Source organism: Thalassomonas sp. RHCl1, from assembly GCF_947387555.1.
Classification (GTDB): domain Bacteria; phylum Pseudomonadota; class Gammaproteobacteria; order Enterobacterales; family Alteromonadaceae; genus Thalassomonas.
This window is the reverse complement of the sequence record NZ_CANDNZ010000016.1, coordinates 64,942-81,149: the sequence shown is the minus strand read 5'-3', so window position 1 is coordinate 81,149 and position 16,208 is coordinate 64,942. Positions and strand designations below refer to the sequence as shown.

The 16,208-nt window shown below is 50.9% G+C and carries 3 protein-coding genes (1 of these 3 running past the window's edge); all 3 read left to right on the top strand.

The features are described from left to right. The first annotated feature begins 3 nt into the window (after positions 1 to 3). Entirely contained in the window at positions 4 to 1,425 is a 1,422-nt protein-coding gene (locus QL234_RS27550; protein WP_281560970.1) for a hypothetical protein, read from the top strand. A 70-nt stretch (positions 1,426 to 1,495) separates the two neighbouring features. Beyond that, complete coding sequence (locus tag QL234_RS27545) at positions 1,496 to 4,891, top strand: amino acid adenylation domain-containing protein (RefSeq protein WP_281560969.1); 3,396 nt, start codon at positions 1,496 to 1,498, stop codon at positions 4,889 to 4,891. Further along, positions 4,888 to 16,208, top strand: partial view of a non-ribosomal peptide synthetase gene (locus QL234_RS27540; protein WP_281560968.1) — the 5' portion only. Its footprint extends 1,387 nt past the window's final position; the window shows 11,321 of its 12,708 coding nt (coding positions 1-11,321); it begins with the start codon at positions 4,888 to 4,890; the stop codon falls past the right edge of the window. Before QL234_RS27545 ends, QL234_RS27540 begins: the two co-directional genes overlap by 4 nt.

Here is a 16,208-nt window from a genome sequence, read left to right as displayed (position 1 = left end):
AGTATGGACTTTGAAACGCTTATCACAAATAACCGCGCCTGTTCAGCCTCATTCGCTGAGTTAGGTGAAGTACTGCTTAATAATCCTCAACTTCAGCAGCGTCCTTTTGGATATAAGTCTGAAAATATGGAGCCCTTTATGCACTTCTATGATGAAGAGCACAGGGTCAGCCCGTGGGCATGTATCATAGATAAAACCAAGGTGCAGGAAATGACCGGGCTGGTTAAAACCCTGCCGGGCATCATAGACAAAGCGCTAAGGCGTTTGCTCAGGGACGGTGAAGCAGCCTTTTGCGACTATTTGAACGTCACGGAGATCGTTGCCGATTTGTTTAAAAATACGCAGTTTAATGCTGCGGATCTGTCGCTGCGTTTTGACGCCGTTGTTCATAACCAGGAATTTAAAATCGTGGAATCGAACAGCGGGGCTTCGCTGGGGGGCTGGCAAATGGACTTTTTGCAAAAAGAGGTGATGAGTGCTTTTAAGGAAAGCCAACAGCTAAATCAACTCAATATCAAGCATCATAATGTCTGTGAAAGCCTGTTCAGGGCTTTAAATCAATGTATGACCCGGATAAAAGGCATTAGATCTAAGGGGAACGTTTTGTTTTTCCTTTCAAATGAAGAACCCCAAACCCGGGCAAATCTGGAAGAGAATTTCCAGAAGGCTTACACCAGCTCCAAGTCACGGCATCACCGGGATGGGAAGATCTATTTTATCGATAAACTCGAAGATATGGAGGTCACGCCCGAGGGCCGGGTTTATTGCCACGGGCAGGAAATGGACGCTGTCCTGCTCACGACTCAGGAAGAAAACGAAGTGCCGGATAATATACTTAATATCCTGGAAGCGGCGGCATTAAACGGGCATTTTTATTATCCCGACCTCTCCAGCCTGACCTTGCAGGGCAATAAATTGATTTTTGCCCTGCTGCACGAACCTTATATGCAAGCCTACCTGAGCGATAGCGAACGCGAACTGGTCAACAGGCATATTCCCTGGTCCAGTCGCATCGTCAACGAACGTGTCAACTGGCAGGGAAAAACGCTGGCCATGACCGAGCTGCTATCAAACCACAAACAAGTGTTATTGCTTAAGAAAGCCCATTCGATGCAAGGCAAAGACGTATTGATGGGACATAGCTGTACGCCTGAACAATGGCAACAGCATATCGATAAAGTCAAATCGGATCCCGACTGGATAGTGCAAAGCTACTTTGACCCCGATCCTGTGCTGTGCAGCGACCCGGTCAACAAAATCAATGCATATCGCATGGTGTGGGGATTTTTCTCCTTCGGCGGCAATTATGGCGGGTGTTTCTTACGTGGTGTGCCCGCAGTCACCGACTCGAGTGTGATCAATTCTGCCAATGGTGCGGTCGAATTCCTCATCTTCGAGGAGCAGAAAAAGAAAATGCTTTTATAACAATAAAATAACTAGATACCTCTAGCAAAAATAATAAAACAAGCAAGGCAAGGATATTGGAGCCGTAGATATGACGATTGAAGTAATACTTGAAAAATGCGCTGAACAAGCAGTTGAACTGTATGTTGAAGATGAACAACTGCAAGTACTGTTTGATGAAACACCGGACGACGAGTTAATCGCTCTGTTGAGGGAAAATAAGCAGCAATTACTGGGGTATTTGTCACAACAACAAGCACACCTGGTGCAAATGCCGCCGGTGATCAGATCTCATCAGCAAACGGCGCCGCTTTCCCATAGCCAAAAACGGCTATGGTTCCTTGACCAGCTTGAAAATGGCAGCAGCCAATACAATATGCCCCTGGCACTGCGTTTACAGGGAGATGTCAACACCGCTTTATTGCAGCAAACCCTGCAAAGGATTGTTCAGCGGCATGAAATATTGCGCACCGTATATGATAAATTCGAGCAGGTGCAAGAGGTCAAAAGCGATGTCAGCCTTGATACTGCAACGGTTGACCTCAGTCACAACCAAAACGGGCAGGATGCTGAATTGGCAAAACTGATCTCTGAACAAGCTTCCACCCCGTTTGATTTGCAGCAGGATGTGATGATGCGGGCGAAACTGGTGAAGCTTGCCGAAAAGTCTTATGTTTTGCTGCTGACCCTGCATCACATTGCCTGTGACGGCTGGTCCACCGGCGTGCTGGTTAAAGATTTTGTTGATATTTACTCGGCGCTATCCGGCGATAAAGCTGCCGACTTGCCCGAGCTGAGCGTGCAATACAGTGATTATGCCCTATGGCAACAACAGCAGGAAAACTCCGAACAAATTGACAACCAGTTGGGCTATTGGCTGGAGCAGCTCAACGCTTTACCTGCGGTGCACAGTTTTCCTTTAGATCATGTCCGCCCGGCCCATCAGGATTTTGAAGGTCATACCCTTAGCCGGACAGTTAGCCAGTCAACACTTGAAACCGCCAGAAATTTTTGCCGCGAGCATGACGTGACCTTGTTTATGCTGATGCAAACTGTGTTCAGTTTGATCTTGGGGCGGTGGAGTAACGAGCAAGATATCGTGATGGGCACTCCTATTGCCGGACGCAGCGATAAAGTGTTAGAGCCTTTGATCGGTTTTTTTGCCAATACCCTGGTTTTACGCGCGACTTTGGATGAGAAGCATTCTTTTGCCCGGATGCTTGAACTGAACAAGCAAGTCTTGCTTGATGCCTACCAACACCAGGATATTCCCTTTGAAACGTTAGTGGACAGGTTACAGCCCGAACGCAGCCTGGCATTTTCGCCTTTATTTCAGATCCTGTTTTCATTCCATAATCACGATGGCGGCAACTTGTCACTGCCGGGGCTGGAGATCACAGACATCACCGAAAAGGCGCCATTGGCCAAATTTGATATGGAGTTGTCGATATTGGAGCAAGACGATTCTCTGCTGGTGCAGTGGAATTATGCAAAAAGTCTGTTCTTGCAGGATACCGTAGAGAGAGTGGCTGCCAGCTTTGAACATTTGCTAGCCCAGGTGCTTGCTGATGCCGGAAAATCCATTTACGCCTACGATATTTTGCCTGTGCAGGATGAGGCAAAGCTTGTCCAGTACTCAGGCATGGATAAGCCGGCGGGTGACTCTCCCGCCAATATACTTGAGTTATTCAGGCAACAGGTGGCAAGATATCCTCAGGCGCGTGCATTAGTGTTCAAAGACAGGGAGTTGACTTTTGCGCAACTGGATCAAGCGTCAAACCGCCTCGCCCATTATCTGTTGCAGCAAGGGGTTGTTGCCAACCAAACCGTAGGTTTGATGATCCCCCCCGGCCCGGAAATGGTTACCGGTCTGCTGGGCATTCTAAAATCCGGCGCCGCTTACCTGCCGCTGGAAGCCAGCTACCCGCAAAGTCGCCTGGACGATATGCTCAGCGATAGTCGTACCGCCCTGGTCTTGGATGAAACACATTTGTCGGAGCAGGCATTGGCGGGTTATGCCATAGACGATAGCGGATTGCCTGCTATCTCGGCGCAGCAACTTGCCTATGTGATCTATACCTCAGGTTCAACCGGCAAACCCAAGGGGGTTATGATCAGCCATGGTAATGTCAGCCATTTTATCAAGGCGATGTCGCTGCATTTGCCGGTACAAGCGGGTGAAGACATTCGCTGGCTCGCGGTTACAGGCATTTCCTTTGATATCTCGGTACTGGAAATCTTTGGCACCCTGGTCAATGGCGCACAAGTTATCCTGGCAGAAGACACGAAGCCAGCTGCCCTGGAGGCAGGACAAAGTCAGTCAAGTCAGGGCATAAGCGAATTAATCGCCAGGCATCAGGTGACACATATTCAGTGTACGCCTGCCTTTGCCCAGATACATCTTGTCGGGGCTAAAGCCGGACAACTTGATTCCCTGGAGAAAATTTTCCTCGGCGGGGAAGCCTTGCCGCCAGGCCTGGTGCAGCAGTTACAAGAACACACCTGCGCGGCCATTACCAATATGTATGGCCCAACCGAAGCCACTGTCTGGGCGACCTGCTATGAGCTTCAAGGTCAGGAGTCGCAGATCCCCATCGGCAGACCCTTGGCAGGCTATAGCTGTTATGTGCTCGACAGGCAGGGCAACCGGCAACCCATAGGTTGCCCGGGAGAGTTGTTTATCGGCGGCGCCGGTGTTAGTCAGGGTTATTACAATCGCCCCGAGTTAACCCGGGAAAAGTTTGTTGATAGTCCTGTCCCAGGCAGCGGCCTGCTTTATGGCACAGGGGATCGCGCCAGCTGGGGAAGAGACGGTCAGCTGAGATTTCATGGCCGTCTCGATCAACAGGTAAAACTGCGCGGTTTTCGTATCGAACCCGGCGAGATAGAACATCAGCTGGGAAAATTCGAGCAGGTGCGCGATGTCGCGGTTGCCGCCCGTGAATTTCAACCCGGAGATCTGCGTCTGGTTGCCTGGATAGTGTTAACCGGCGATCCCGAGGTGGATAGTAAGGAGAAAACAGGGCAGTTAAAGCAGGCATTATCGGATTATCTGCCCGAGCACATGATCCCCGCCCACTTTGTCTTTTTAGGCGGGCTGCCAAGAACCCTCAACGGCAAGTTAGATCGCAAGCAGCTTCCGGCGCCCGAGTATACGGGAGCAGCAGAGAATGAGCCGCTGAAAACCGACACCGAACATCAGTTGGCACAGATATGGAAAACCCTGCTTGCCATTGAAAATAGCGAGCTTAGCCGTCAGGACAGTTTCTTTGCCATAGGCGGTAATTCTTTGTTGATCTCACGCCTGCTGGCACAGCTGCAAGGCCATTTCCAGATTGAACTGACCATACGTGAACTTTTTGAACACTCGATTTTATCTGCCATGGCACAAGTGATTGATAACGCCTTAAAAGCACGCGCGGAGCAGGATAAATATGCGCAATTGACCACTACCGACAGCTCGCAAACAGAGGAGTTCTTGCTATGAATATGGAGCAATTCATTGACTGGTGTATCGAAAAGTCGATCAGCTTCTCGCTGCAGGACGGGCAAATAAAAGTCCATGCCAAACCGGGGGCACTGACACCGCAAGTGATGACTGAGCTAAAAGCCCGGCAGGGGCAATTGCTGGCCTGGCTTAAAGAGCAAGATGCCGGACAAAGCCAAAACAAGGGCATCCGTCCCCGCCCAGAGGCGGGCTCGCCAACGCCATTGTCCTGGTCACAGCAACGTTTGTGGGTTATAGATCAGCTCGAACAGGGCAGTGCCCACTACAACATGCTTAAAGCTTTCGAGGTCGAGGGAGAGCTGGAGGAAGCGTGGATCGAAAAGGCGTTTGCCACTATTGTCCAAAGGCATGAAGTGCTGCACAGCGTGTTTGAAAACGGGGCGGATGGCGCGGTACAAGTGCCTCAGCAAGATACCCTTTTTAGGATCACCTGCGTTGACATCAGCGATAAAAGTGACGCCGGGCAAACCCTTTATTTGCAGCAATTAACGGATGAGGAATCACGTTACAATTTTAACCTGGCGCAGGAAGTTCCCCTCAGGGTTTTCTGTATCCGGCGTTCGGACCACCATGCCCTGCTGCTGATCAATATGCATCACATTGCCTCCGATGGCTGGTCGATGTCGCTGTTGTTTAAAGAATTTCTCCAGATTTATCGGGCGTGCAGGGAAAATATCCAGGATTTGCATTCGGTGCTTCCCCGCCTGCCGATCCAATATGCGGACTATGCCCTGTGGCAGCGTCAGCAGCTTGAAGGGGACAAATTTGTCCAGGAACTTGATTTTTGGAGAAATTATTTACGCAATGTACCGCAATTGCATAACTTGCCGTTGGATAAGCCAAGACCGGCCCGGCAAAGTTATGCGGCGGATGTGCACTGGCTGGTGCTGGATAACAGTCGTTATCAGGCCCTGCTAACCCTGGCCGAGCAGCAAAACGTCACCCTGTTTATGTTACTGCAAACGGCTTTTGCCCTGCTCTTGTCCCGTTATAGCGGAGAAAGCGATATTGTGATGGGGGTGCCCAATGCCGGGCGTAACCAAAGGGAATTAGAGTCCCTGATTGGTTTTTTCATCAATACCCTGCCCTTTAGAACCGAGCTGACCGGCAACCCAAGTTTTGAACAACTGTTAAAGCGCAATAAAGAACAAACCCTGGAAATTTTTTCCCACCAGTCTTTACCCTTTGAATTATTGGTTGAAGAACTCAAGCTCTCCCGGGAGTTATCTTTTAATCCCTTATGCCAGGTGAAATTCTTGCTCGAGAGCCGGGATAATGAAGATTATGGCACCCAGGGACTGGATATTAAGCCCGTCAATGCCGGTGACTTGCATATACGTTTCGATTTAGACCTGACCATCATAGAACAACAAGATGCCCTGCAAATGAGCTGGTGCTTTAAGACCGATTTGTTCACCAAGTCCAGCATTGAAGGCATGGCCTTAGGATTTGAGCAGCTGTTGACCAGCATCTTGCAAAATCCGGCAACGCCGGTAAACGAGTTGTCGCTACTCGATGACAGTGCCCGTCAGGCCCTGCTTGCGCTGGGAAGTGGCAAACCTTACTCGAAGAACCAGGCGCAAACCTTGCTGGAGCTGTTCGGGCAGCAGGTCATAACTAACCCGGATGCCATTGCGGCGGCAGATGCCCGGACCCGTCTCAGTTATGCGAGGCTCAATCAAAAAGCAAACCGTTTAGCTGATTTTCTCCTGGAGCAGGATGTCGAACCGGGCGAAAATATTGCCATCTTCCTGGAGCGGACACCGGCGTTGCTGGTTGCCATGCTTGGCGTATTAAAGGCGGGTGCCGCCTATATTCCACTGGATCCGAACAACAGTGCCACCCGGGTCAGACATATTTTGGACGATGCCGGGATTGAATTTGTCCTGACGACAGAAAACCTGCTCGGCGAGCTGCCAATCGGCGGCTTAGATGTTATCACCTTAGATGGCTGGCAGCAGGACGGCTGGCACCAGGCTTATGCCGATAGCAACCCGGATGTTGAACTGAGCGCACAAGGTAACGCCTATCTGATTTATACCTCGGGCTCTACCGGTCTGCCTAACGGCGTGCCTGTGGGCCACGCGGGACTGCTCGATTATTGCCTGTTCGCTTTACGCCATTACTACGACAAAGCTCTCTCCGGTTCAACCCTGGTCACCTCACACAGCTTTGATATTTCGGTGCCGAGCCTCTTTTTACCCCTGCTGACGGGAGATAGTGTCCAGTTTTTACGCTGTGGTGAAGAATTGGAAGATTTGGCCCAAAGACTGCCCGATAGCGTTTCGCCTCAGCTGTTTCGCATGACCCCCATGCATGTTAAAGCTTTGCTGGTTTTACTGGCAGACAACTTCCAGAGCCAGCTTGCACATGTGTTTGTCATCGGCGGAGAAAGCTTTCCCGTATCCCTTGCCCGTCAACTGCAGCAGTGCTTTCCCGCCAGCCAGATTTATAACCATTATGGCCCGACGGAAGCCGTTGTTGGCTGCAGCATCTATGACGTAACCGCTAATATCGGCAAAGTAGATCAGGTATTGCCGATCGGCAAACCTATGGACAATCACCAGCTTTACCTGCTGGACGAACACCGGCAGCCGGTCCCCGGGGGACTGAGCGGTGAACTTTATATCGGCGGCGCAGGTGTGGTCGCCGGTTATTTAAATCGCCCCGAGCTCAACAGCAAAAGGTTTATTGGCAACCCGTTTGGCCCCGGCAAGCTTTACGCCACCGGCGACAGGGCGAGATGGAACCGGGACGGTCAGCTGGAATTTATTGGCCGTTGTGATGATCAGGTTAAAATCCGCGGTTTCCGTGTCGAGCCCGGCGAAATCGAATCGGCCCTTAAAGCCGTCGACGGGGTAAATGAAGCCGTTGTTACCGCCAATTATGAAGCAGAGCTTGGCTACCTGGTTGCTTATGTCGTGCTTGAGGACAAACACGTTAGCGTCCCCGACAGCGAGCAGCTGCGCCGTGTCCTTAAGGTATCGTTGCCGGATTATATGGTGCCTGCCGCGTTTGTGCCTGTGCAGGCTCTGCCCCTTAATGCCAACGGTAAAATTGATAAAAAAGCCCTGCCGGAAGTGGATATCTCGGCCCGGGTTAAACAGCAATACCTGGCCCCGAGATCCGATCTTGAACGGACCCTGGTGAATATCTGGCAGGATATTTTACGCAGCGAAAAAATCGGTATCGAAGACAACTTCTTCGCCTCAGGCGGCGACTCGATTCTTTCTATCCAAACCGTTGCCAAAGCCAGCAAGCAGGGGTTGCACTTTACTACCCGGCAATTATTTGAATATCAAACCATTGCCGAGCTTGCTCCCCATGTGCAGCTGGCATCGAATAAGCAAGCCATTCAAGAAGCCAGCACCGGCAGCCTGGCACTGTTACCGGTCCAGCGCCGTTTTTTACGCGAGAGTGACCGGCCTCATCATTACAATCAGTCGGTGCTGCTGAAGGTGCCCGAGGCTTTGGATCTTGCAAGCCTTAAACTTATGCTGCGACAACTGATAAAGCGACATGACGGACTGCGCTTAAAGTTTTCAGCAGATAAGGTTAGCGATGCCTTTTTTGAAGACGACCTGGATAAACTGGTTGGCGAAACAGTTACCAGCTGTCAGGTGGCAGAGATCAGTGACCGGCATATCGAAGAAGTGGCCAATAAGGTACAGGCTGCTATGCATATCAGCCGCGGCCCTTTGATGCAATTGGCGCTGATTTCATCGAATAGTGAAACCCGGTTATTGTGGGTATGTCATCATTTGTTGGTTGATGGCATTTCCTGGCGGATTTTAATCGATGATCTGCACAGCTTATGGCAGCAAAGCCGGCAAGAACAGCCACTGGCGCTGCCGGCGAAAACCTCGTCCTTACAGCAATGGAGTGAGTTTTTAGCTGATTACGCCAACAGTGATGATTTAGCCCGCGAACTTGATTTCTGGCAGCAGCAAAGCAGGCAAATCAAACCCTTGTTTGCAACGAACCAGGCAAGTGAAAAACAGACCTTCGCTAATTTGTCGATCGAATGGGATACCCGGCTGACAGAAAAATTATTGGCAAGTGCCACCCGGGCTTATCAATTGCACATTAATGAATTGTTGTTGTCGGGTTTTCTGCTTGGTTTTAACCGCTGGCAGCTGGCACAAGGGAATAACATAGCGCAGCAAAGCGCAGAACTTTCGTTATTAATGGAAGGTCATGGCCGGGAAGCCCTGTGCGAAACATTGGACTTAAGCCAGACCGTTGGCTGGTTTACCAGTAAATATCCGCTGTACCTGCAAGCTGAAACCGGCAGCATTAGCCGCTTAGTGAAAGCCGTCAAAGAACAATGCCGCGGCGTGCCTGCCAATGGCATAGGTTTTGGCATACTGTCCGAGCTTAGGCCGGATGCCGAACTGCTCGGGCAAACCCCGGATATAGTGTTTAACTACCTGGGACAGTTTGATCAGCTCACGCAGCAAGTCTCCGATATCGCTGTCGCCAGCGAGCCGACCGGCAACAATATTGCTGATGACTGCATCAGATCTGCAAGCTTGTTGCTCAACGGCCTGGTGAATGAAGGCAAACTGCGCTTTGAAATGAGTTTCGACAGTCAGGTATTGCCGCATGTGCAAGGGAGGGCACTGGCGGATGCAATTCATTCGGGGTTAACTGAGGTCATTGAGCACTGCTGCCAAATACAGGGCAGACATTTTACCCCGAGTGATTTCCCGCTGGCTCAAGTGGAACAGGGTCAGCTAGAGGAGCTTGAAGCGCGCTACCGGCTGGCAGATATTTATCCGGCCACGGGAATGCAAAGTGGTTTACTTTATCACTCAGAGCTCTCTCCGGGTGCCTATACCAACCAAATGCTGCTACAACTTAAAGGCCTGGATATCTCCTTATTTTACAGGACCTGGCAACTTATCATCGCGCGCCATGATATCCTGCGAACCGCCTTTACCGGCTCATTAGGGTCTGACCCGGGGTCGAGCGAGTCCGGATACCTGCAAGTGGTGGTGCAAGAGGCAGGACAAACCCTTGGCTGGCAGGAGCATGATTTACGCCATTTACCTAAAGCGCAGCAGCTGCAACAGATTGAACAGCTCAGGGGGGAAGATAAACAAGCCGGTTTTGATATCTGTCAGCCGCCTTTGATGCGTTTTACCCTGTTCAGGCTGGATGACGAAACCTATCAGATTTTGTGGTCGCATCATCATGCCCTCTGGGACGGCTGGTGTACTTCCCTGCTCTTTGGCGAAGTCTGGACTTTGTATCAGCACTTGATTGAAAACACCGAAGCGGCAGCAGAAAATGCCCTGGCGATATTGCCCCCTGTTACCGGGTTTAAACATTATCTTAAATGGCTGGGGCAACAGCCGGCAGAAAAGGCCCGGGCCTTCTGGCTTAATTATCTGGCGCCGGTCGAAGAGGCTTGCCATCTGCCCCTGGCTTTACCCGGGCAACCTCTGTGCCAGGGACAATACCATATGAGTATTGACCCCGGCTTGACCGCCAGACTCGAACAAATGGCCCGGGACCAGCACACCACAGTCAATGTACTTTTACAGCTAGCCTGGGCCTATCTGTTAAGACGATACTGCAACAGCGAACAGGTGGTCTTTGGCAGCGTGGTTTCCGGTCGTCCCGCCAACTTGCCGGGAGTCGATACCATGCTGGGGCTGTTTATCAATACCTTACCTGTGGTAGTGGATTTCGCTGCTCATGGGGAGTCACAGTCAAGCGTCAGCCAATCTGCTGCGGATTTACATAAACAACAGGTACAAGCCGATGAGTTTGCCTACCTGCCGTTATCGCAAATTCAAAAATGCAGTACATTATCCGCTGATTTGTTTGATACCTTGTTTGTGTTTGAGAACTACCCGGCCAGCGAAGAAGTTGGCCGCCAGGCCAAAAATACCGCATTAGTATTGGACAGTATCGAAGTCTTTGAAGGCACCAACTATCCTGTAACGCTTGTGGTACAGCCAATGGAAGCCAGCGGGGAGCAGCCTGCGCAAATCCAGTTGACGTTAAATACCCGGGGGGAGTTTGCCCAGTCTCTGGCCGCAGATCTCTTGCCGCATTTGCTGAATATTCTCACGGCGATGACAGACAGTCCCGAAGTTGCTATGGCACAGCTTCCTATGATAGCGGCTTCACAACAACAGCAAAATGTTGCCGAGGTAAATGCGCCGGACTACCGCTACCCGACCGGGTTTAAAACCGGGCCGGCCCACCGCCTGTTCGAGCAGCAGGCGCAGCATAACCCTGCGAGGCAGGCCTGTGTTTTTGAAAATAATGTCCTGAGTTATCAGCAGCTCAATCAAGAGGCCAACCGGCTTGCCCATGAGCTGATCGCCAAAGGGGTAACCCCGGGCACCTTAGTGGGTCTTAGCCTGGAACGTTCTTTAGAGATGGCAGTGGCGATTCTGGCTATTTTAAAAGCCGGTGGCGCTTATGTGCCGCTGGATCCAAGCTATCCCCAGGATAGATTGGATTACATGATTGCGGACTCAGATATTCGTTTTCTGGTTACCCAGCAAAGCCTGGAAGCTAGGATGTCTAAAGCTAAATTGCAGTTGGTTTATCCGCGATTAAGCCAAAGTGGCGAGGTTGAGTCAGGGCATGGCAATATTCATAACCCTGAGTTAGTACTTGCTGATAACGCTCTGGCATATGTGATCTACACCTCAGGGTCAACCGGCAAACCCAAAGGGGTATTGCAATCCCATGCCAACATTGTCCGTTTGTTTGCCACCACAGATGGCGATTTTGCCTTTAACGAAGAAGATGTCTGGCTGCTGTTCCATTCAATATCCTTTGATTTTAGCGTGTGGGAATTCTGGGGAGCCCTTTTGTTCGGCGGTAAACTGGTCATTCCCGACTACGCCTGCACCAGGGATCCCGAGCAAGTCGCAGCGCTTTGCCAGCAGCAGGCAGTATCTGTGCTCAACCAGACACCGGGCGCGTTTAAATCCTTTAGTCAAAGTGTATTGCAAAACGGGTTCGCCCTTGAAGCACTGCGTTGTGTAGTTTTTGGCGGAGAAGCTTTGCAAATTAGCAGCTTACTGCCATGGTGGGATAGCTTTAACGAGCACCGCCCTCGCCTGGTTAATATGTACGGGATCACGGAAACAACGGTACATGCCAGTTATAAACCCGTGTGCCGCGCCGACGACCATGGCATGTCGGTTATTGGTCAAGGGTTGGGGGATCAGGTTATTTATCTGCTCGACAGTGATTTAAAGCCTGTTCCAACCGGCTGTGTCGGTGAGATCTATGTCGGCGGCGCAGGACTGGCTGTGGGTTATCTTAACCGTGAGCTGTTAACCCGTGAACGTTTTATCGACAATCCCTTTGTTACCGCTAAGATGCTTAACCTGGGCCATACCCGGCTGTATAAAACCGGCGATCTCGCGCGGCAGAGCGAAAGCGGAGAGCTGTTCTATCTCGGCCGTAATGATGCCCAGATAAAATTACGCGGTTTCAGGATTGAAACCGGCGAGGTAGAAAGGGCGATCATAAATTGTCCTCTGGTTGAAAATGTTGCCATTGTACTGCACAGCGATGAAAGTCAACGGCAGCAACTGGTGGCTTATATAGTGCCGGAAAATAAGGATGAAGAGCCAGGCGGATTTTGTCAGCAGGTGAAGCAGCAAATTAGCGCTTCATTGCCGGAATATATGGTGCCGGGAATTTTTGTTGCCATCGACAGTTTGCCCTTAACCGTCAACGGCAAACTGGACAAGAGCGCTTTGCCTGCGCCGGTCACCCGCCAGGTTGCAAGCCATTATGTGGCGCCATCGACAGACAAGCAGCAAGCGCTGTCAGAAATTTGGGCTGAGTTGCTGAAAATTCCTGCCGGGGAAATCAGTATCGAGAGTAACTTTTTTGAGCTCGGCGGTGATTCTATTTTGTCTATTCAGGTGATTTCCCGGGCCAGACGGGCCGGCATCCACCTGACGGTCAGGCAGCTTTTTGAAAACCCGACCATAGCCGCGTTAGCCGAGCTTGAGCAAAAACAGGTGTTACCGGCTTCCCAGACGCCGTCGCAAGGGGAACAAGTGCTGCTGCCCATTCAGCAATGGTTTTTCGGGCATCAGCAAAATAATAGCCACTATAACCAGGCAGTTCTGCTGGTGCCGCCGTCAGATATAACGCGCCCTCAGCTTAGCGCTATGGTTGAACAGCTGCTGTTGCGTCACGATGTTCTCAGATTAGCCTTTGACTATGACGGCAATAGCGCCACAGCCCGTTACCGGGAGCTGACCCCGGATCATGTGCAATCGGCGCTTGTCTGGCATGACAGTGATGATAGCGATTTGCAGCAGATCTGTAATCGATACCAGCAGTCACTGGATATCAAGAGCGGACCTTTATTTAAGGCGGTCTACATAAGGGGCACTGAGGATGAGCAAGCGCGACTGCTGCTGGTTTGTCATCACCTGGCGGTAGACGGTGTGTCCTGGCGTATATTGCTTAGTGATCTGCAAAACCTGTGGTCGCAAGTAAAACAGGGAGCTAAGTTGCAGCTGGGCCCGAAAACCAGCTCCTACCAGCAATGGGCTCAGACATTACTGGCATATGCGGATTCAGAGCATGTGACGGTGCAAAAAGCCTTCTGGCTGGGACAGCTGAAACTAAGAGAGTCTGCGGCCCGCCTTCCCGCTTGTGCCGCCGGCCATTATGCAACGACACAAACCGCCAGCTGTGAACTGAGCAGACAAAGCACCGGTCAATTGCTCAGCCAGTGTAACCGGGCATACCGCACGAAAATAGATGAATTGTTATTGTCGGCCCTGTATCTGGGGATGCACAGCTGGAACGGCAGTGCCACTTTAAGTGTTGAACTGGAGTACCATGGGCGGGAAGATATCAAGGCGGATCTGGATCTTTCCGAAACCTTAGGCTGGTTCACCAACCTTCATCCCCTGGTGATTGAAAGCCGGCAACAAGATCCCGCGGCTGTTATCAAACAGGTGAAGGAAAGCCTCAGGGCAATTCCAGACAAGGGATTAGGTTACGGCCTGATGCACTACCTTAAAGGCGATGAGGAGCTGTTGGCGGCGGAGCAAGCATCGAGCTCTGCCCTGACGGTCTTGTTTAATTATCTTGGCCAGCTGGATCAGGCTTTGGCCGCAGACGGAGACTTTAGCCTGGCAAATGAGGCCCCGGGGCAAGTGATTGCCAGCCACGCCACCAGGGAAAGACCGCTTGCCCTCAGCTGTAAAGTGCTCAACGGCCAATTGCTGGTCGACCTGCATTACAGCAGTGAAGCATTTACTGCAAATGAGATGAACTCCCTGGTGCAGGCCATAGAACTCGCCCTGCAGGCAATAATAGACCACTGCCTGGGGCTGGAAAAAACCGAGTATACCGTCAGTGACTTTCCTATGGCCCGGATCAGCACACAAGAGTTAGATCAGTGGCAACAGCAATTTGATATTGCCGACATCTACCCCGCGACCCCGATGCAAACGGGTATGTTGTATCACAGCCTGTTAGAAGATGGTGCTTATGTGGTGCAGATATGCCCTGTGCTGAGCGGCGCTTTGCAACTTGATACCTTTAAAAAAGCATGGCAGCAGGTTATCGCGCGCTACGACATCTTCAGGACCTTATTTGTCGAGAATGAGCAAGGTTTACATCAGCTGGTGGTCAATAAAGCAATGCTGCAGTGGTACCAGGAAGATATCAGCGATTTGAGCGAGCAAGAGCAGCAAGCGCATTTTGAAGCGTTTCGCCGCGAAGATGAAGCCAGGGGCTTTGATATGCAAAGTGCACCTTTGACCCGGGTGGCGATATTCCAGCTGGGCAAGGACAGGTACCAGTTACTGTGGAACTTCCATCATATGCTGTTAGACGGCTGGTGTACGCCGATTGTTTTTAATGATGTTATGGCCTTTTACCGGGGTCTGCTGGCAGACGTTGACGTTAAAGCCGGGCAACTGTTGCCGGCCCCGGCAAATTACCGGGATTATATCAGCTGGCTGGAACAGCAGGATATGGAAGCAGCGCGTCAATATTGGCGGGATTTGCTGGTGGATGTGAGCGCACCTACCCCGTTAATAGTAGACAAGCTGCCGACAGAGGATGATCAGGCAGGCTACCGGCAAAGCAGCATAATGCTCGATGAAAGTCAGACCAATATTATTAAACAATTTGCACGCGAACACGGCACAACCCTCAACACTTTAGTGCAGCTGGCCTGGGCCTACCTGTTATACCGTTATAGCGGCGAACAGCAGGTGGTTTTTGGCAACATTATTTCCGGGCGCTCGACGGAAGTTGAAAATGTTGAAAGCATGGTGGGACTGTTTATCAATACCATTCCGCTGAAAGTGTCTTTTGGGCAAGAACAAAATCTTGCTGACAGCCTGAAAAGTATCCATAGACAGTTTATGCAAAGCAATGAATATGGTTATTTATCCTTATTGGAAATCCAGAGAGCCAGCGAGCTGCCCACCAATACCGGTTTGTTCGACAGCTTGCTTGTGTTCGAGAATTATCCGGTTGAAGAAGGGAGTGGCGATGCCGCCTCCGGCATTGAGATAGAGGCTTCTTCCATTGTCGAGCGGACAAATTACCCGCTGACCTTGCTTGCCATGGAAAATGATGGCCTGAGGTTACGTTTGGACTATCTGCTTGAGCAGTTTAGTGAACTGACGATAGAGCGTATTCTTGGTCACCTTAAAAATACCCTGCTGGCCATGCCCGGCGTTTCACGTATGGCTGATATTGCGATTTTAAGCGAGAACGAACAGCTGCAAATCAGCCAATGGAATAATACCCGGGTTGACTATCCGATCGAGCAGACCCTGCAACAATTATTTTTAAAAAGTGTTGTTAAAAACCCGGATGCCGTCGCGATAAAAGATCAACACGGGCAAATGAGTTATGGTGAATTGTTTGTCCATGCTTTCGCCGTTTGCAAAAAGCTGTGTCAGCTAGAGGTACAAACCGGGGAGCTGGTAGCGGTACGCCTGCCTAAAGGACGAAAGCAGGTGGTGGCAACCTTAGGTATCATGATGGCCGGTGGCGCCTATCTGCCGCTGGAAAGCAAATGGCCGCAAGAGCGCTGTGAAAATGTCGTTAAAAAGGCAGGCTGTCGTTATACCTTATTAGATAATCCAGATGACGCTATCAATAACACCGAGCCGTTAGATCTGTGTGATATTGAAGTGATTCCGGTAGATATACAACAGGAGGCCGCCAATTTTGAGAACCGGCAAAAACCGACAGATTTGGCGTATGTTATTTTCACCTCAGGCTCCACCGGACAGCCTAAGGGAGTGGCCATTGAACACCGTTCGGC